At 72.0% G+C, this 18,378-nt stretch carries 14 protein-coding genes; 13 read left to right on the top strand and 1 reads right to left on the bottom strand.

Annotation, left to right across the window (positions count from 1 at the left end):
* The first annotated feature begins 29 nt into the window (after positions 1-29).
* From FFG40_RS13040 to FFG40_RS13020, 5 genes are all read left to right on the top strand, one after another.
* The gene (locus FFG40_RS13040; protein ID WP_027465773.1) at positions 30-1,001 is read left to right on the top strand and encodes a MoxR family ATPase; all 972 of its coding nucleotides are present in this window, start codon (positions 30-32) and stop codon (positions 999-1,001) included.
* 98 nt (positions 1,002-1,099) lie between these two features.
* Positions 1,100-2,413, top strand: a complete 1,314-nt coding sequence (locus FFG40_RS13035) for a DUF58 domain-containing protein (RefSeq protein WP_260678874.1) — start codon at positions 1,100-1,102, stop codon at positions 2,411-2,413.
* Complete coding sequence (locus FFG40_RS13030; protein WP_138803596.1) at positions 2,410-4,893, top strand: DUF3488 domain-containing protein; 2,484 nt, start codon at positions 2,410-2,412, stop codon at positions 4,891-4,893. The genes FFG40_RS13035 and FFG40_RS13030 overlap by 4 nt, the downstream gene beginning before the upstream one ends.
* Positions 4,890-6,854 carry a zinc-ribbon domain-containing protein gene (locus FFG40_RS13025; RefSeq protein WP_138803595.1) on the top strand — a complete coding sequence of 655 codons (1,965 nt, stop codon included), beginning with the start codon at positions 4,890-4,892 and terminating at the stop codon, positions 6,852-6,854. The genes FFG40_RS13030 and FFG40_RS13025 overlap by 4 nt, the downstream gene beginning before the upstream one ends.
* 65 nt (positions 6,855-6,919) lie before the next feature.
* Entirely contained in the window at positions 6,920-7,711 is a 792-nt protein-coding gene (locus FFG40_RS13020; protein WP_138803594.1) for a hypothetical protein, read from the top strand.
* A 34-nt stretch (positions 7,712-7,745) separates the two neighbouring features.
* Here the strand turns inward: FFG40_RS13020 and FFG40_RS13015 are convergent, their stop codons facing one another.
* Positions 7,746-8,738 (bottom strand): asparaginase, encoded by a 993-nt coding sequence (locus tag FFG40_RS13015; protein WP_138803593.1) that lies wholly within the window; start codon positions 8,736-8,738, stop codon positions 7,746-7,748.
* Between the two features lie 34 nt (positions 8,739-8,772).
* Here FFG40_RS13015 and FFG40_RS13010 point away from each other — a divergent pair, with 34 nt between their 5' ends.
* The 8 genes from FFG40_RS13010 to FFG40_RS12975 all read left to right on the top strand — a co-directional run bounded on the left by FFG40_RS13010 (position 8,773) and on the right by FFG40_RS12975 (position 18,179).
* Entirely contained in the window at positions 8,773-9,282 is a 510-nt protein-coding gene (locus FFG40_RS13010) for an OsmC family protein (protein WP_138803592.1), read from the top strand.
* A gap of 6 nt (positions 9,283-9,288) precedes the next feature.
* Positions 9,289-10,260 carry an FKBP-type peptidyl-prolyl cis-trans isomerase gene (locus tag FFG40_RS13005; RefSeq protein WP_138803591.1) on the top strand — a complete coding sequence of 324 codons (972 nt, stop codon included), beginning with the start codon at positions 9,289-9,291 and terminating at the stop codon, positions 10,258-10,260.
* A gap of 2 nt (positions 10,261-10,262) precedes the next feature.
* Positions 10,263-11,375, top strand: a complete 1,113-nt coding sequence (dxr, locus tag FFG40_RS13000) for a 1-deoxy-D-xylulose-5-phosphate reductoisomerase (protein WP_138803590.1) — start codon at positions 10,263-10,265, stop codon at positions 11,373-11,375.
* Positions 11,376-11,499: 124 nt separating this feature from the next.
* On the top strand, positions 11,500-12,834 hold the full coding sequence (locus tag FFG40_RS12995; RefSeq protein WP_185974180.1) for an RIP metalloprotease: 1,335 nt from the start codon (positions 11,500-11,502) through the stop codon (positions 12,832-12,834).
* Positions 12,835-12,860: 26 nt separating this feature from the next.
* Positions 12,861-14,375, top strand: a complete 1,515-nt coding sequence (locus tag FFG40_RS12990; protein ID WP_138803588.1) for a cytosine permease — start codon at positions 12,861-12,863, stop codon at positions 14,373-14,375.
* Complete coding sequence (locus tag FFG40_RS12985) at positions 14,372-14,932, top strand: cysteine hydrolase family protein (protein ID WP_138803587.1); 561 nt, start codon at positions 14,372-14,374, stop codon at positions 14,930-14,932. The genes FFG40_RS12990 and FFG40_RS12985 overlap by 4 nt, the downstream gene beginning before the upstream one ends.
* 56 nt (positions 14,933-14,988) lie before the next feature.
* Complete coding sequence (ispG, locus tag FFG40_RS12980; RefSeq protein WP_173034028.1) at positions 14,989-16,143, top strand: flavodoxin-dependent (E)-4-hydroxy-3-methylbut-2-enyl-diphosphate synthase; 1,155 nt, start codon at positions 14,989-14,991, stop codon at positions 16,141-16,143.
* Positions 16,144-16,427: 284 nt separating this feature from the next.
* On the top strand, positions 16,428-18,179 hold the full coding sequence (locus FFG40_RS12975) for a proline--tRNA ligase (protein WP_138803586.1): 1,752 nt from the start codon (positions 16,428-16,430) through the stop codon (positions 18,177-18,179).
* Positions 18,180-18,378 lie beyond the last annotated feature (199 nt).

The raw sequence follows: 18,378 nt of genomic DNA, 5'->3' as shown, positions 1-18,378 counted from the left end.
CTCCCGCCACGACCGAAGGACCACCCCGCATGAGCATGACCCCGGAGCAGGCCACCTGGTTCGCCGACGTCGCAGGCCGCATCGTGACCAACGTCGAGCAGGTGCTCCTCGGGAAGACGTTCGTGATCCGCCTCGCGGTCACGGCGATGCTCAGCGAGGGGCACCTGCTCCTCGAGGACGTTCCCGGAACGGGCAAGACGAGCCTCGCCCGAGCGATGGCGCAGAGCGTGCAGGGCACCACGAACCGCATCCAGTTCACCCCCGACCTGCTGCCGGGCGACATCACCGGCATCAGCGTCTACGACCAGCGGACGCAGGAGTTCGACTTCCACCGCGGGCCGGTCTTCGCGAACATCGTGCTCGCCGACGAGATCAACCGTGCGAGCCCGAAGACCCAGTCCGCGCTGCTCGAGGCGATGGAGGAGTCCGCGATCACGGTCGACGGCGTCAACCACCGTCTCGCCGCGCCCTTCATGGTCATCGCGACCCAGAACCCGATCGAGCAGGCCGGCACCTACCGCCTGCCCGAGGCGCAGCTCGACCGCTTCCTCATGAAGACGTCCATCGGTTACCCGGACCACGCCGCGACGGTGAAGATCCTCGAGACCTCGTCGGCTCCGTCGGCGTCGGTCCCGCTGGCGAGCGTCGTGCCCGCCGCGACCATCACCGAGATGGCCGCCCTGGCGCGCACCGTGCACGTCGACGCCGTGATCGCCGACTACGTCGCCCGCCTGGTGGACGCGACCCGCTCCGCGAGCGAGGTCCGGCTCGGCGTCAGCGTCCGCGGGGCGATGGGCCTGATCCGCGCTTCCCGTGTCCTCGCGGCGCTGAGCGGTCGCCACTACGTCACACCGGACGACGTGAAGGCGCTGGCCGTCCCGGTCCTCGCGCACCGCCTGGTGCTCGACGCCGAGGCCGAGTTCGACGGCGTCAGCGCACCGAGCGTCATCGCGCAGCTCCTGGTGGAGACCCCGCCGCCCGCCGACCGAGTCACGACGTGACGGACCGCCGGCCCGTCTCCACGCGCTCGCGCCGTCCGTCCTCGACGCGGTCGCGTCGTGGCACGACGGCGTACGAGCGCACCGGGACGGTCACCGGCATGACCAACGTCCGGACGCGGATCGTCGGTGACCGCGAGGGCGTCGCAGCGGATGCGGTCATCGGGATCGTCCGGCTCTGGGCAACGGCCTGGAGGCTCGTCCTGCGTCTCTGGGGCGAGGTCTCGTCCGTCGTCACCGGGCTCGGGTGGACGGTCGCCGCGCTGACGCTCGTCGCGTTCGTGGCCGGGTACCGGTTCGGTCTTCGGGAGATCGTCGTGGTCGGGTTCGCCGGCGCCGTGCTCGCGGTGGTCGCTGCGGTGGCCTTGATCGGCCGATCGCGGCTGGTGATCCGGATGCGGCTGCCGCAGCACCGTGTCGCCGTCGGTGACGACGCCGGCGTGATCATCACGGCGGAGAACCCCACGCGACTGCCGTCGGTGCCGACCACCGTCGAGGTGCCGGTCGGGTCCGGTCTGGTCGACGTCGCGATCCCGGCCATCGGGCCGCACGGCACCTTCGAGCGGCAGATCCCCGTCCCGACGCTCCGCCGCGGGGTGCTCGACGTCGGTCCCGTGACGGGGGTCCGCGCCGACCCCGTGGGACTCGTCCGCCGCGAACTCGTCTGGACCGCCCGCGAGCAGGTCATCGTGCACCCGCGCACCATCGCGATCCCGTCGACGAGCACCGGCCTGGTGCGTGACCTCGAGGGGCAGGCGACCACGGACCTGTCGCCCGCGGACATCGCCTTCCACGCCATCCGCGAGTACATGCCCGGCGACGACCCGCGCACCATCCACTGGAAGTCGACCGCGAAGTCCGGCGCCCTCATGGTCCGGCAGTTCGAGGACACCCGCCGCTCGCACCTCGTCGTCGCGCTCGGCATCGCGCGCGGTGAGTTCGCCGACGACGAGGAGTTCGAGCTCGCGGTGAGCGCGGCCGCGTCCCTCGGCGCGCGGGCGATCCGCGACGGCCGCGAGGTCTCGGTGGTGGTGTCCCAGCGCACGCCGGAGTTCGCGAAGCGCGCGGTGTACGCCGTCCGGACGCTCCCCACCGTCACGCCGACGCGCCTGCTCGACGACTTCGCCTCGGTCGGCCTCGCCGACGCGTGCCTGCCGATCGCCGAGGTCTCCCGGATCGTGGGGAGCGACACCGACGGCATCTCCGTCGCGTTCCTCGTCGTGGGCTCGACCGTCGGCCTGCCCGCGCTCCGACTCGCGGCCACGCGGTTCCCCGTCGGGGTGGAGGTCGTCGCGGTGATCTGCGAGCCGGAGGCCCAGCCGCGGTTCCTGCGTGTCGCGGGTCTGACGGTGATGACGATCGGCTACCTGGACGACCTCCGGCACGCCCTGCACCGATCGGCGTCGGCAGCATGAGCGCCGCACCCGTGACCACCCCGGCCCCGGCGCCGGCACCGGACCGCGCGAGACGCTCGACCCGACGGTCCGACCGTCGCGATGCCCGCCGGCTCGTCCCGTTCCGCCTCGCCGGTGGCACACTGGCGGTCTGGCTGTTGCTGGCCGTCGCGAGCACATCCTGGTGGCCGGTGTACCGGGACGGCGCGATGATCACCGCCGCGGTCACGGCGATCGTCATCGGGACGGTCGTCGCGCTCCTCGGCACCCTGCTCCGGCTCCCGATGGCCGTCGTGGCGATCGCGACCGTCGCCGCGTTCACGCTGACCGGCGTTCCCGCCGCCGTGCCGAGCCAGGCGAACGGCCTGCTGCCCACCGGACACGGACTCCTCGATCTCTTCGCCGGTGTCGCCCTCGGCTGGAAGCAGCTGGTGACCATCAGCCTTCCGGTGGGCTCCTACGAAGCGCTCCTCGTGCCGTACTTCGTGACGCTGCTCGTGGCGACGGTGACCGCCGTGAGCGTGGCGACCCGCGCCTCCAGGCAGGAACTCGCGAGCATCCCGGCACTGGTGCTCTTCGCGGTGGGCGTGGTCGTCGGGCCGAGCCGGCTCGACACCTCGATCGTGACGGCGGTCGTCCTGGTCGGCCTCGCCCTCGTCTGGGCGCTGACGGTCCGGCACGCGCGTCGCGCGGTCGCCGTCGCGACCACCATCGGTTCCCGCGTGCCGGTCGCACGGTCCATCGTCCGACCCGCGCTCGTGGGCACCGGCACCATCGTGGCCGCGGCGGTCGTCGCGACCGGGCTCGGCCTGGTCGCACCGCCCTCCGGCGACCGCACCGTCGCTCGCACCGACGTCGTGAAGCCGTTCGACCCCCGCGACTACGTCAGTCCGCTCAGCGGGTTCCGCGCCTACGAGGAATCCACCGCCTCGGACGCGACCCAGCTCCGGGTGACCGGCCTGCCCGAGGGCGGGTTCGTCCGCATCGCGACGCTCGACACCTACGACGGCGTGGTCTACCGGGTCGGCGGTGCCGACGGCTCGGCGGGCTCGGGCACCTTCGAACGCGTGCCGACCTCGGTCGACGTCCGTGGCGTCCGGGGCACCACGGTCGACGTCGGTGTGACGGTCGACGGGTACCGCGGTGTGTGGCTGCCGACGGTCGGCGACCTGGAGCGCGTGGAGTTCACCGGGCAGGACGCCGACGACGAGCGCGGCGCGTTCTTCTACAACGGGTCGACCGGCACCGGCGCCGTGGTCGGCGGAGTGGGGGACGGCACGTCCTACGACCTGACGGCGGTGCTGCCCGACCAACCGACGGAACGGCAGCTGGCCACCGCGCGGCCGGGGAACGCCGCCGTCCCCACCGCACGGGACGTCCCCGACGCCGTGCGGGACACCGTGGAGTCGACGACGAAGGACGTCTCGGCACCCGGAGCGAAGCTCCTCGCCGCCGTGCAGGCACTGCAGCGGAAGGGGTACGTCAGTCACGGTGTCGGAGACGATCGGATGAGCCGGTCCGGCCACGGTGCCGACCGTGTCCAGGAGCTCCTCACCGCGCCCCTGATGATCGGTGACCAGGAACAGTACGCCGCGGCGGCCGCGCTGATGGCCGACCAGATCGGGTTCCCCGCGCGGGTCGTGATGGGCTTCACGGCCGGGGGTGACTCGGGCAGCGACGGCACCGCAGCGCGTGGCGGGACGACGACCTTCCGCGGGTCCGACGTCACGGCCCGCATCGAGGTGGACACCGCGCAGTGGGGGTGGGTGATGCTCAACCCCAACCCCGAGGTGCGCGAGATCCCGGACGAGCAGCAGCAGACCCCGCAGCCGGTGACCCGTCCGGAGACGGTCGTGCCGCCGCCCCCGGTGGACCAGCAGGACCAGGACCAGCAGACGCCTCCGGAGAGTGACCGGAACACGCCGCCGGTGCAGCCGCTCTGGCTCCGGATCCTGCTCGCGGTGCTGCCCTGGGCCCTCGGGACCCTCGGCGTCGTCGCAATCGTCCTGCTGCCGTTCGCCGTGATCATGCTGCTGAAGCGACTGCGACGGCGACGACGCCGGAACGCCACCACGCACCGGGGTCGCATCGTCGGTGCCTGGGACGAGTACCGCGACGCGCTGCTCGACCGCGGGCACGACGTGCGGCGTTCGGCCACCCGGCGTGAAGCCGTCGTCGGTGCACCGGGTGACGGCGGCACCGGACTGGCGGCGCTGGCCGACCGTGCGGTGTTCGGTCCGAGCGACGCTGACCAGACCACCGCCGATCGCATGTGGGCGGCGACGGACGACGCGATCGGTTCGCTCCGGACCGGGCGGACCCGGCGGGAGCGGTTCCGCACCGCCGTGTCGCTCCGGTCGCTGCGGGGAACCGGGCGTCGTCCGACGGCACGGTCGCGTCGTGGAACCGACGGCCAGACTGCGTCGGGGCACGGCGACTACGATGTCCAGAGGCCGGACGAGCGTCGTGGACGGCCGAGTGAGGACAGAGGCACCACGTGATCAGATGCGAACACTGCGGATCGATGCTCCCGGACGGAGCGATCTTCTGCGGTGAGTGCGGACGCGCGGTCACCGCCGCGGCGAGCCGTCGCCCGGTCGCGCCGACCCCCGTCGAACAGGCACCGCCGCCACCGTTGCAGCAGCCCGACGCGCACGGCCGACGGTCCGACCCGGCCTCCGACGCCTGGTTGCCCGAATCCACGCTCGACCCCGCCACCCGCGCCTGGCTCACCGGTGCCGACCGCCGGGGAACCGAACCTCCGGCACCCGTGCCGGTGCAGCGTCCCGACGACTTCGCGCCGCGCCAGGCACCCTCCCACGTGCACGGCGCCGGATCCGGACTCGGGGACTGGTCGGGCGCGCCGGGCCAGTCGGATCGGGAGCCGGCTCTCGACCCCGACGCCTACCCGTCCGAGCCCCTCGACGCCGACGACCCCGAACGCACCCGCATCGCCCCGGCTCCCGGTCGCCCGGCGACGCCCGCGGCCCCGGTGCGCGATGCCGCGACACCTGGTCCGGAGCAGACGGCGCAGCAGCCCGTCGCGCCCCCGCACACCGCAGAGACGGCTCCGCCCGTGTGGGCACCGCCGGCCGCCACCGCACCCCCAGCGGCACCCGCCGGTCCGTCCTGGTGGGTGGGCCGTGGTACCCCGGCTGCCGAGACGCCGTCCGAGCCGGTCGTTCCGCCGGTGCCAGGAGCACCTGCCGACCCGGTCGCCGAGCAGGGCTCCGCGGCTCCTGCGTCGGACCCACAGGACGGACAGGACCCACAGGGCGCACAGCATGCCTTGCCCGGCTCCGAGCCGGAGCGCGACGAGGTGATCGTGGCGGCGTCGGAGACGAGTGCCGCCGACGACCAGCCCGCCGTCGTGTCGCCCCCGCAGCCCGGGGACACCGCCGTGGTCGAGCCGCTCATCGACCGACGGCCGCCGCGTCCGGCCCCGCTCGTCACCCCCGGCATGCACGAGACGACCATCTGCCACGTCTGCGGCAACCGGCTCGAGCCCGACGACATCTTCTGCGGCGAGTGCGGAGCCGTCCGTCCGGCGGTCACCGCGGCCTTCACCGGCCCGGTCATGCCCCTGCCGATGACCCGACCCGACTGGGCAGCAGAAGGCTCCGACGAGACCCATGGGTCTGACGGCACCCATGTGTCTGACGGCACCCATGGGTCTGACGGCACTACGACGTCCGGAACAGCCGACGATGCGGACGAGTCCGACGAGAGCGGCTCCGACGAGAACAGCGCCGACGAGAACAGCGCCGACGAGAACAGTGCCGGAGAACTCGCTGCGCACGACGAGCAGGGCGATGAGCCGGTCCGCGCCGGGGTCGAGCAGTCCGGTTCGGGCCGTCGCGCCCGACGGGCGCACGCTGCCCCGGTCGGCGAACCCGAGGCGTCCGCCGTGCCGCGCACCTCGATCCCGCCGGTGCCCGGTTCCGTGACCGTCCCGTCCTCCGCGCCGTCCGCCACCACGGCCGGTGCGCCCCTGGCTGCGCCGCTGCCCCCGATCCCGGGAGCGACCGGACCCGCGCTGCCGCTCCCGCCGGCGAGCCCGTCGGAGTCGAACGCCGGAGCCGAGGCGCCCGACGACGACGTCGACGAGACCCGCATCGTCGCGAAGACGCCGACCCGGGCGCCGTTCGTCCTGCACTTCAGCACGGGTGAACGGCTCGGGGTGCACGGCACCGGCCTGCTCGGCCGCCTGCCGCGACCGCAGCCGGGGGAGCGGTACGACGACCTGCTGACCGTGCACGATCCGGGAAAGTCCGTGTCGAAGACCCACCTCGAGCTCGGCCGCGACGGCGACGACCTGTGGGTCTCCGACCGGTTCTCCGGCAACGGCACGGTGGTCCGGCACATCGACGGATCGATCCGCCGCTGCGAGCCCGGTCGCCGGTACCGCGTCGAGCGTGGTGCCCGCGTCGACATCGGCGAGCAGTTCTTCCTCGTGCAGTAGGCGACTTCTCCACAGATCCCGTCGCGGACCAGCGCTGGGCCGTTCGCACCTGGTGCGATGGGGACATGTCCCGTTTCGCCGCCCGCTGTGTGATCGTGGGGGCAGCGGTCGCGCTCGTCGTGGCCGGTGTCCTCGCGCCGATCAGCGGTGCCGGGCAGAGCGTCCTGCTCGGCGCGGGCGCGTGCTGCGCCCTGGTCGACGTGGTGCTGCACCGATCGGCGCCGCTGGGTACCGGAACCCGTGCGGCCCAGGTCGTTGCGCCGGGTGGGCCGGACCAGCCCGCCGCGGCGGACCCCCTCGGCTCGCTGGAGCAGCCGACCGGCACGACCCCCGAGGACGATGACGGCACCCCGGCACTCGTCCTCGGGCACGGCTCGGGCGGCAACCTGCTCCGCGTCGACGCCTGCTCCCACATCGTGGTCGTCGGGGCCGGAGCACTCGCCGTCGCGGTGTTCCGTGGGCTCGCCGAGCAGCTCCGCGTCGCTGCCGTCCACGCCGACGACGATCTGCGGTGGGCCGTCGCGCCAGGACTCCTCGACGCCGCGGGCTCCGGCAGCGACGATCCGTCCCCGACCACCTCAACCACCTCGACCACCTCGACCACCCCGACCATCCCGCCAGTGGAGACCCTCCCGTCGGGGACCTCGGTCGCGGTGTGGATGGGCATCGACGGCCGACCGCACGGCACGGTGGTGCTCGTGCCCGGACTCGGAGCAGCGCCCCGACACCGGGACGTCACCGTCGAGGTCTCGCGGTACGGCTGCTCCGTCCGTCGACTCGACGGCCACAGGGCCGTCCGCGTGTCCCCGGCGCTGCCGGTCCTCGCCCCCGACCCGGTCAGCGCGGACCCGGGATGATCAGCGCGGACCCGAGATCAGCACCCGCGACGGATCAGCGCAGCCCGGCGCCGACGCGCACCGTACCGACGGGGACGCCACCACCGAGTACCCGCTCACCGGTCGCCTCGAGCACCTCGGCCACGCCGTCGGACGCGACGAGCCCGTTCCGCTCGAGCAGGGCCAGTGCCGCCAGGGTGCCGGCCCGCTGCGAGCCGTCGAGCACCTTCACCGCCACCGCGGCACCGCCGGGCAACCCCATGACCATGACGCCCTCGGCACCGAGCTTCGCCAGCACCTGCAGCCGCTCGATGGTGACCGTGTTCGCACGCCCGACACCGTCGATCGCCCACGGGTGGGCCAGGACCGCGTCGGTCAGCGCGGCGGAGTCGTCGTCGGCCCGTGCCACGACACCGGCGAACCCGCGTGCCAGCCCCGTCAGGGTCAGCGGGAACACGGGTGCGCCGCAGCCGTCCGTGCCGACCAGGTCGACGGTCTCGTGCGTGTACTCCTCGACCACGGAACGCACCCGCTGCTGCAGCGGGTGCTCGATGTCGAGGTACGTGGGCTCGTCCCACCCGTTCACCCGGCAGGCCGCGAGCATACCGGCGTGCTTGCCGGAGCAGTTCATCGCCAGACGGCGGGGTCCGTCCATCGTGCGGGCGGTGCCGCGGTCGAACGGCATGTCGGGCGGGCAGCCGAGGTCGGCCTCGACGTGGTCGAAGGACTCGAGCATGTGCAGGGCGAGCGCCTGGTGCGCCGCGGTCCCGGCGTGGCTCGCGGTGGTGAGGACGAGCTCCTCGTCCGAGAACAGCGCGCCGGCGCGTCGGACCGCCAGTGCCTGGAACGGCTTCATGGTGGACCGCGGGTAGATGCTCGCCGTCACGTCACCCACGGAGTCGATCACCGTGCCGGTCGCGTCGACGACGACGCCGGCGCCGACGTGTCGGCTCTCGTCGAACCCTGAGCGTTCGAGCACCGCCAGCTCGACGGAACCGTCGGCGGTGAGAGGATGGCGATCACTGCGGACTTCGGGGCTCACCGTCATGCCGCCATGCTAGCCAAGGCGAAGGGGCGCACCCGTGCACGACCACTCCTACGAGGTCTCCGTCAGCTGGACCGGCGACCGCGGGACCGGCACGTCCGGGTACCGCGACTACGGCCGCGAGCACGTGGTCTCGGCGACGGGCAAGCCGGACGTCCCCGGCTCCGCCGACCCGACGTTCCGCGGGGACCGTGACCGCTGGAACCCCGAGGAGATGGTGGTCGCGGCGCTGGCCCAGTGCCACATGCTCAGCTACCTGCACGTCGCGGTCACGAAGGGCTTCACCGTCGTGGACTACCAGGACACCGCGACCGCGTCGCTCCGCCTGAACCGTGACGGTTCGGGTGAACTGACCGAGGCGACCCTGCACCCGGTCGTCACGATCCTCGAGGCCGATCGCGTCGCGGACGCCGAAGCCGCACACGTCACCGCCAACCAGCTCTGCTTCATCGCGCGCTCCGTGGCGTTCCCGGTGCACCACGAGCCGCGGCTGGTCGTCCGACCTGCGTCATTGGCAGGGGACTCTTCGACTGGTGGGGCAGACTAGGTCCTCGTGAAGCGTCTCCGCCTGCTCCCGATCGCCATCGTCCCCGCCGTCGTGCTGGGACTCGCCGCCTGCTCCGGCTCCGGTTCGAACGGGTCCTCGGCCTCGCCGACCCCGTCGGCCAGCGCCACGGCCTCGGCGATCACCTCCTGCCCCGACCCGGGCAAGGCCTCCGACGCCGTCCAGGCGACCGGGTCGTTCGGTGGGACGAAGGCCCCGACCGTCGAGTTCGTCTCGGGCCTGTCCGCGAAGACGCCGCAGGCCACCCGGCTCGTGAAGGGCAAGGGTGCGGCGCTCGACGAGGGCGACTACGCGCAGGTGTCGTACAGCGTGTACAAGACGTCGGACGCCAAGAAGCTCGGCACCGTCGGCTTCGACGAGGGCAACCCGCAGGTCCTGTCCGTCGGCGGGTCGGGCTTCGGCGCACTCCTCGCCTGCTCGAAGGTGGGCGACCGGATCGCCGCGGTCGGACAGTCCTCGGCACTCGGTTTCAACACCGGCGGCGAGATCGTGGTCGTCGCCGACGTCGTCGCGCAGACCCCCACCAAGGCGAACGGCACCCCGAAGGACCAAGATCCGGCCCTGCCCACGGTCAAGGACAAGTCGAGCGGCGAGCCGGAGATCACGATCCCCGACGGCGTGAAGGCACCCACGAAGACCACGGTCGAGGTCCTCAAGCAGGGCAACGGCTCCGCGATCGCCGACGGCGACACCGCACTCGTGCAGTACAAGGGCGTCGTCTACGACACGGGCAAGGAGTTCGACTCCTCGTGGTCGAAGGGCGTCCCCACCACCTTCACCGTGTCGGAGAGCGCACTCATCAAGGGCTTCGTCACCGGGCTCGTCGGGCAGAAGGTCGGCTCACAGGTCCTGATCGTCGCCACGCCGGAGGACGCCTACGGCGCCAACCCGCAGGAGGGCTCGGGCATCCCGAAGAACGCCACGCTCGTCTTCGTGGTCGACATCCTCGCCAAGGGCTGATCGTGACGGACGGTCGCCTCGGCAGCACCGGTCCGGCCCGCAGACGCATCATCGTCCTCGGCAGCACCGGTTCGATCGGCACCCAGGCGCTCGACGTCGTCGCCCGCAACCCCGACCGGTTCGAGGTCGTCGGCCTCACCGCGGGCAGCAACCGCGACCTCGTCGCCGAGCAGGCCGCCCGTTTCGGCGTGCGCGACACCGCGTTCGGCGCGGCCGACTCGGAACGGCTCGTCCGGAGCGTCAAGGCCGACGTCGTCCTCAACGGCATCACCGGTTCGGTCGGGCTCGGTCCGACGTTGGCTGCACTCGAGAGCGGTGCCACCCTCGCCCTCGCGAACAAGGAGAGCCTGATCGTCGGCGGCTCCCTCGTGCAGCAGGCCGCGGCACCCGGGCAGATCGTGCCCGTCGACAGCGAGCACTCCGCGATCGCGCAGGCGCTCCGCTCCGGCGTCGACACCGAGGTGCAGCGGCTCGTCCTCACCGCGAGCGGGGGCCCGTTCCGCGGGCGCACCCGCGAGCAGCTCCGCGACGTCACCCCTGCCCAGGCGCTGGCGCACCCCACCTGGGACATGGGGCTCGTCGTCACGACGAACTCCGCCACCCTGGTGAACAAGGGGCTCGAGGTCATCGAGGCCCACCTGCTCTTCGACGTGCCGTACGACCGCATCGACGTCACCGTGCACGCGCAGTCGATCGTGCACTCGATGGTCGAGTTCGTCGACGGTTCCACCATCGCCCAGGCGTCGCCGCCGGACATGCGCCTGCCGATCGCACTCGGCCTGGCCTGGCCGGACCGGGTGCCCGGCGTCGGCGTGCCGCTCGACTGGACGACCGCGAGCACGTGGACGTTCGAACCCCTCGACCAGGACGCGTTCAGCGCCGTCACCCTCGCCAAGCGGGTGGGCGAGCTGGGTGGGACGTTCCCGGCCGTGTTCAACGCCGCGAACGAGCAGGCCGTCGCCGCGTTCCACGCCGGCGCGATCGGTTTCCTGGACATCGTCGACACGGTCGAGCGCATCGTCGAGGAGCACACCGCGGGGGAGCCGTCACTCGACGGCGTGCTCGCGGCGGAGCAGTGGGCGCGCACCGCTGCGGACCGCGCGCTGACCCGCTGACGCGAGTCGCGCCTCCCGTCCGACGCGGCGGTGGCAGACCGCGGACGGCGACGAACGGGAGGCCCACATCACCTCTCAGACGGCGCTCGGCTCCGTCATGGAATCAGTCCCGTACTCTTTCCCGGTGACCGTCGAATCCGTCCTGCTCTTCGTCCTCGGCGTGGTCGTCTTCATCATCGGCCTGCTGGTCTCGATCGGACTCCACGAGCTGGGACACCTGTCCTTCGCGAAGCTCTTCAACGTCAAGGTGACGCAGTACTCGCTGGGCTTCGGCAAGGCGATGTGGTCGTTCAAGCGGGGTGAGACCGAGTACGGGATCCGTCCGATCCTGCTCGGTGGGTACATCTCGATGGTCGGCATGCTCAAGCCGCGCGCCTCGGGCCGGGCGAACGCCATCACGAACACCGGCATGTACGGCGCGTTCGTGCAGGACGCCCGCCAGGCCAGCGCCGAGCAGATCGCGGACTCCGGTGGCGACGACTCCCGTGCCTTCTACCGCCTGACGCCGTGGAAGCGGATCATCGTGATGGTCGCGGGTCCGGCCATGAACCTGGTGATCGGCATCGTGCTGTTCGGTGTCCTGCTGTGCGGGTTCGGGGCGCCGACCACGACCTTCACGTCGAGCGTCGGGTGCGTGCTGCCGAACAGCCGGACGACCGAGTGCTCGCCCGGCGACGCCGTGTCCCCGGCGAAGCAGGCGGGCATCGAGTCCGGCGACGTCGTGCTCTCGGTGAACGGCGAGCAGGACCCCACGATCACCCGCGTCTCCGAGGTCTTCCAGGAGTCCGCCGGTGAGCAGGTCACCGTGGTGGTCGAGCGCGACGGTGCCCGGAAGACCCTCGAGATCACCCCGACGACCGCCACCCGCGACGTCTACGACGCCGAGGGCAAGGTCGTGAAGAACGACGACGGCACCACGAAGACCCAGCGTGTCGGCGTGGTCGGCGTCAGCATCGGGCAGTCCCTGGTGCGGCAGTCCCCGGCCGAGGTGCTGCCCGCGACCGGCGCCCAGATCGCGGCGTCGGCGCACCTGATCATCGACCTGCCGCAGCGCCTGGTCGCGGTGTGGAACGCCGCGTTCGGCGCCCAGGAGCGGTCGCAGGACAGCCCCGTGTCGGTGGTGGGCGTCGGCCGTGCGATCGGCGAGGTCTCGTCGATGAGCGGTGTCCCCGTGGTCGACAAGGCGTACACGATCCTCGGGCTGCTGGCCTCGCTCAACATCGGCCTGTTCGTGCTGAACATGGTGCCCCTGCTGCCGCTCGACGGCGGACACATCGCGGGTGCGCTGTGGGAAGCGATCAAGCGACGGTCGTTCAAGCTCGTCGGCAAGGCGGACCCGGGGCCCATCGACCTGGCGAAGACGATGCCGCTGACGATGGTGGTCGTGGTGCTCCTGGCGGGCATGAGCGCCCTGCTCATCTACGCCGACATCGTTCGTCCGGTGAACCTCTTCGGGTAGGCCTGCCGAGCCACTACGCTCAGCGCATGAGCACAGCCGCCACGAACCCGCCCGAGGTTCGCGCCGTCGAACGCCAGGGGCTCGACGTCATCGCCGAGTCCGACCGGAAGGGCACCCCGAGGGGGCTGTTCTGGCCGTGGTTCGCCGCCAACATCTCCGTCCTCGGCCTGAGCTACGGCTCCTTCGTCCTCGGCTTCGGCATCTCGCTGGCCCAGGCGACGATCGTCTCGGTGATCGGGGTGGTGTTCTCGTTCCTGCTGTGCGGCGTCGTCGCGATCGCCGGCAAACGCGGGTCCGCGCCGACGATGGTGCTCAGCCGCGCGGCCTTCGGGGTCCGCGGCAACCGGGTGCCGTCGTTCCTCAGCTGGGTCCTCACCGTCGGGTGGGAGACGTCGCTCGCCGCGCTGGCGGTCCTGGCGACCTCGACGGTGTTCACCGAGCTCGGCTGGGACGGCGGGGTGCTGACGAAGATCGTCGCGCTCGTCGTGGTCGCCGCACTGATCGTCGGAGCCGGCATCGCCGGGTTCGACGTCATCATGCGCCTGCAGACCGTGATCACCGTCGTCACCGCCGTGTTGACCGTCGTCTACATCGTGCTCGCCGCGCCGACGATCGACTTCGCAGCGCTCGGTGCCCTGCCGTCCGGCAGCGGGCAGAACGTCATCGGGGCGCTCGTCCTCGTGATGACCGGGTTCGGACTCGGCTGGGTGAACGCCGCCGCTGACTACTCGCGGTACCTGCCACGGAACGCCTCGACGGGCGGCGTCGTCGGCTGGACGACGTTCGGCGGTGCCCTCGCACCGGCGGTCCTCGTGGTGATCGGCGTGATGCTGGCGGGGTCGTCACCGGACCTGAACGACGCGATCGGAGCCGACCCGATCGGCGCGCTCACGACGGTGCTGCCGGTCTGGTTCCTCATCCCGTTCGCGATCGTGGCGATCCTCGGGCTCGTCGGGGGAGCCGTCCTCGACATCTACTCGTCGGGCCTCGCACTGCTGAGCGTCGGTGTGAAGATCTCGCGTCCGGCCGCCGCGGGCGTCGACGGCGTGATCATGGTCGCCGGTGCCGTCTACGTCGCCTTCTTCGCGCAGGACTTCATCTCGCCGTTCCAGGCCTTCCTCGTGACCCTCGGTGTCCCGATCGCCGCGTGGGCCGGGATCTTCGTCGCCGACGTCCTGCTCCGTCGACGCGCCTACGCCGAAGCCGAGCTCGACGACCGCCGCGGGCGCTACGGCGACGTCCGGTGGCTGCCCATCGCGCTCGTCGTGCTCGGTACCGTGCTCGGGTGGGGCCTGGTGACGAACACCTACGGCGTCCCGTCCTGGCTCAACTGGCAGGGCTACCTGCTCGGCCCGTTCGGCCTCGGTGGCCGCGAGGGGCCCTGGGCGTACGCGAACCTCGGTGTCCTCGTCGCCCTGGTCGTCGGGTTCCTCGGCACGCTGCTGTTCGCGCGCGGGTCGATCCGCCGGCAGGAAGCACTCGGAACCCCGGAAGCACTGCACACCCCGGAAGCACTGCGCACCCCGGACGCCCTGCGATGAGCGAGGAGATCCCCGACGACGCCTGGCTCGTCGTGATCGACATGCAGCAGGTCTTCACCGGCGAGAACCCGTGGGCCGCACCGCGGTACGACCACGCCGGCGCCGGCATCGAGCGGCTCCTGCCGCGGTTCACCGGCCGCACGGTCTTCACCCGCTTCGTGGCTCCGGCGCAGCCCGAGGGTGCGTGGGTGCCGTACTACCGGGACTGGCCCTTCGCACTGGTCCCGGACGCCGACCCGCTGTACGCGCTCACCGAGCCGTTCGCGTCGGCGGCAGCGGACCGGAACGACCCCGTCGTGACGGAACCGACCTTCGGCAAGTGGGGGACGAGCCTCCAGGCCGTCGTCGGCGACCACCCGCACCTGGTGCTCACGGGGGTCTCGACCGACTGCTGCGTGCTGTCGACCGCGCTGGCGGCGGCCGACGCCGGTGCGACGGTGACCGTCGTGGCCGACGCCTGCGCCGGCGGGACCGACGAGGACCACGACCGTGCGCTCGCGGTGATGCGGCTCTACGCCCCGCTCATCACGGTCGTGGACTCGGTCAGGGAGCTCTGAACGGACGCACGGGGACCGGACCCGGCACGGTCAGACCGAGCGCGTAGAGTGCTCACGTGCCCGCAGTCAACCTCGGTATGCCCAAGTCCCCCGAAACCCTCGCTCCGCGTCGCAAGTCGCGGCAGATCCGGGTCGGCAAGGTGCTCGTGGGCGGCGACGCCCCGGTGTCCGTGCAGTCGATGACCACGACGCAGACCACCAACATCAACGCGACGCTGCAGCAGATCGCCGAGCTCACGGCCTCGGGCTGCGACATCGTCCGGGTCGCCGTGCCCACGCAGGACGACGCCGACGCGCTGGCGATCATCGCGAAGAAGTCGCAGATCCCGGTGATCGCCGACATCCACTTCCAGCCGAAGTACGTCTTCCAGGCGATCGACGCCGGCTGTGCGGCCGTCCGCGTCAACCCGGGCAACATCCGCAAGTTCGACGACCAGGTCGGCGCGATCGCCAAGGCAGCCAAGGACGCCGGCGTCTCGCTCCGGATCGGCGTGAACGCGGGGTCGCTCGAGCCGAGCCTGCTGCAGAAGTACGGCAAGGCCACCCCTGAGGCGCTCGTCGAGTCCGCCGTGTGGGAAGCCTCCCTGTTCGAGGAGCACGACTTCCACGACTTCAAGATCTCGGTCAAGCACAACGACCCGATCGTGATGGTCAAGGCCTACCGGCAGCTCGCCGCAGCCGGTGACTGGCCACTGCACCTCGGCGTGACCGAGGCCGGCCCGGAGTTCCAGGGCACCATCAAGAGCGCCACCGCGTTCGGCATCCTGCTGGCCGAGGGCATCGGCGACACCATCCGCGTGTCGCTCTCCGCCCCGCCCGCGCAAGAGGTCAAGGTCGGCCTGCAGATCCTGCAGTCGCTCAACCTGCGCGAGCGCAAGCTCGAGATCGTCTCCTGCCCGAGCTGCGGTCGCGCGCAGGTCGACGTCTACCAGCTCGCGAACGACGTCACGAAGGGGCTCGAGGGCATGACCGTCCCGCTCCGCGTCGCCGTCATGGGTTGCGTCGTGAACGGCCCGGGCGAGGCGCGCGAGGCCGACCTCGGTGTCGCGTCGGGCAACGGCAAGGGGCAGATCTTCGTCAAGGGCCAGGTCGTCAAGACCGTGCCGGAGGCCGAGATCGTCCAGACGCTCATCGACGAGGCGAACCGCATCGCGGACGAGATGGGTCCGGCAGCCGCCACGGGCACGCCCCAGGTGATCATGGCGCCGTAGGCGCGACCACCCTTCCGACCGGAGGCCCGGTGCCAGCTGGCACCGGGCCTCCGGTCCGTCGTCGGGCGGTGTCGGCGCGCGCGCCAGCGCCGGTCGGCACGGTGCGCGCTTCGCGCTGCCGTGCCGGGTTGCTCGCCCGGTGCGAGCCTGCAGGCGCGCACGCAGCGGCTGGTGCCGCACCGGCCAGCGAACCTCGCACCGTGCCGAACGGCGCGGCTCGCGCCCAGCGGCGGGGACACCGCCGGGAACCCGCGCCGTCGGCCCGCCGCCACTAGGCTTGCCCCGTGGTCACACGGCTTTCGCATCTGTTCCTCCGTACGCTCCGCGACGACCCCTCCGACGCCGAGGTGACGAGCCACAAGCTGCTCGTCCGCGCCGGGTACGTCCGTCGCCAGTCCCCGGGGATCTTCGCCTGGTTGCCGCTCGGACTCCGGGTGCGCGCCAAGATCGAGGCGATCATCCGCGACGAGATGGTCGCCGCCGGCGCGCAGGAGGTCCTGCTGCCGGCGCTGCTGCCGCGTGAACCGTACGAGGCGACGAACCGCTGGACCGAGTACGGCGACGGCATGTTCCGCCTGCAGGACCGCAAGGGCTCCGACTACCTGCTCGCCCCCACGCACGAGGAGATGTTCGCGCTCCTCGTGAAGGACCTGTACTCGTCGTACAAGGACCTGCCGGTGACGCTGTTCCAGATCCAGGACAAGTACCGCGACGAGGCCCGCCCCCGCGCCGGACTCCTGCGCGGCCGCGAGTTCACCATGAAGGACGCGTACTCGTTCGACCTCACCGACGAGGGCCTCGAGCGCAGCTACCAGGTCATGCGCGACGCGTACGAGAAGATCTTCGCCCGCCTCGGCCTCGACTACGTCATCGTCAAGGCCGACGCCGGCGCGATGGGCGGCTCCAAGTCCGAGGAGTTCCTGCACCCGATCGGCGTCGGCGAGGACACCTTCGTCCGCAGCGCCGCCGGCTACGCGGCCAACGTCGAGGCCTACGTCACCCCCGTCCCCGAGTCGCTGCCGATCGAGGGCCAGCCCGAGCCCGTGCTGCTGCCGGCGTCGGACACCCCGACGATCGACACGCTCGTCGCCCACGCGAACCAGGTCGCGCCGCGCGAGGGCGCCCCGTGGACCGCGGCCGACACGCTGAAGAACGTCGTCCTCGCGCTCACCCACCTCGACGGCACGCGCGAGGTCGTGGTCGTCGGCCTGCCCGGTGACCGCGACGTCGACCTGAAGCGCGCCGAGGTGTCGTTCGCCCCGGCCGAGGTCGAGGCCGCCGGCGACGACGACTTCAAGAAGCACCGCGGCCTGGTGAAGGGCTACATCGGCCCGCAGGTACTCGGCGCCGACAGCGCCACCGGCCTCCGCTACTTCGTCGACCCCCGTGTGGTCGACGGCACGAGCTGGATCACCGGCGCCAACGAGCGCGGCGTGCACGTCTCCGGCCTCGTCGCCGGCCGTGACTTCGTGGCCGACGGTGTCGTCGAGGTCTCCGACGTCCGCGCCGGTGACCCGTCCCCGGACGGCTCCGGCCCGCTCGAGACCGCGCGCGGCATGGAGATCGGGCATGTGTTCCAGCTCGGTCGGAAGTACGCCGAGGCGCTCGGCCTCAAGGTGCAGGACGAGAACGGCAAGCTCGCCACGGTCACGATGGGCTCGTACGGCATCGGCGTGACCCGCATCCTCGCGATCCTGGCCGAGTCCCACAACGACGAGAAGGGCCTGGTCTGGCCGAAGAACGTCGCGCCGTTCGACGTGCACATCGTCGCCACCGGCCGTGACCAGGTCGCCTACGAGCTGGCGGCCTCCGTCGTCGCCGAGCTCGAGGGCGAGCGGTTCGACGTGCTGTACGACGACCGCCCGAAGGTGTCGCCCGGCGTGAAGCTCCGCGATGCCGAGCTGCTCGGCATGCCGATCGTCGTCGTCGCCGGCCGCGGTGCCGCCGAGGGCGTCGTCGAGCTGTGGGACCGCGCGACGGGCGACCGCCGCGACGTGCCGGTGGCCGACCTGCTCGACGCGGTCCGCGCGATCTAGACGCGACCCCTGACGGACGGGCGCGCCCCGCTCAGCGGTGACGCGCCAGCGCCACGCGGGGCGCGCCGACCGAGCCTGCGAGGGAGGGGTGCGACGCCGCCACGGGCCTCCTGTCCGTCTCCTGGTTCTGGGGTACGCTTGTGGCCGACTTCTGCGCAGTTCCACCCCGCAGGAGCGACTCATCTGAATACGGAGGCAC

This window comes from Curtobacterium sp. KBS0715 (genome assembly GCF_005938005.2).
Lineage (GTDB): Bacteria > Actinomycetota > Actinomycetes > Actinomycetales > Microbacteriaceae > Curtobacterium > Curtobacterium flaccumfaciens.
The sequence above is the reverse complement of the archived record's forward strand: the minus strand, read 5'-3'. Positions and strand labels throughout refer to the sequence as shown.

Coding starts and splice junctions, on each gene's coding strand:
- FFG40_RS13020 (WP_138803594.1), top strand. CDS start 6,920: ATGTCCCGTTTCGCCGCCCGCTGTGTGATCGTGGGGGCAGCGGTCGCG.
- FFG40_RS13035 (WP_260678874.1), top strand. CDS start 1,100: ATGACCAACGTCCGGACGCGGATCGTCGGTGACCGCGAGGGCGTCGCA.
- FFG40_RS12990 (WP_138803588.1), top strand. CDS start 12,861: ATGAGCACAGCCGCCACGAACCCGCCCGAGGTTCGCGCCGTCGAACGC.
- FFG40_RS13040 (WP_027465773.1), top strand. CDS start 30: ATGAGCATGACCCCGGAGCAGGCCACCTGGTTCGCCGACGTCGCAGGC.
- FFG40_RS13015 (WP_138803593.1), bottom strand. CDS start 8,738: ATGACGGTGAGCCCCGAAGTCCGCAGTGATCGCCATCCTCTCACCGCC.
- FFG40_RS13030 (WP_138803596.1), top strand. CDS start 2,410: ATGAGCGCCGCACCCGTGACCACCCCGGCCCCGGCGCCGGCACCGGAC.
- FFG40_RS12985 (WP_138803587.1), top strand. CDS start 14,372: ATGAGCGAGGAGATCCCCGACGACGCCTGGCTCGTCGTGATCGACATG.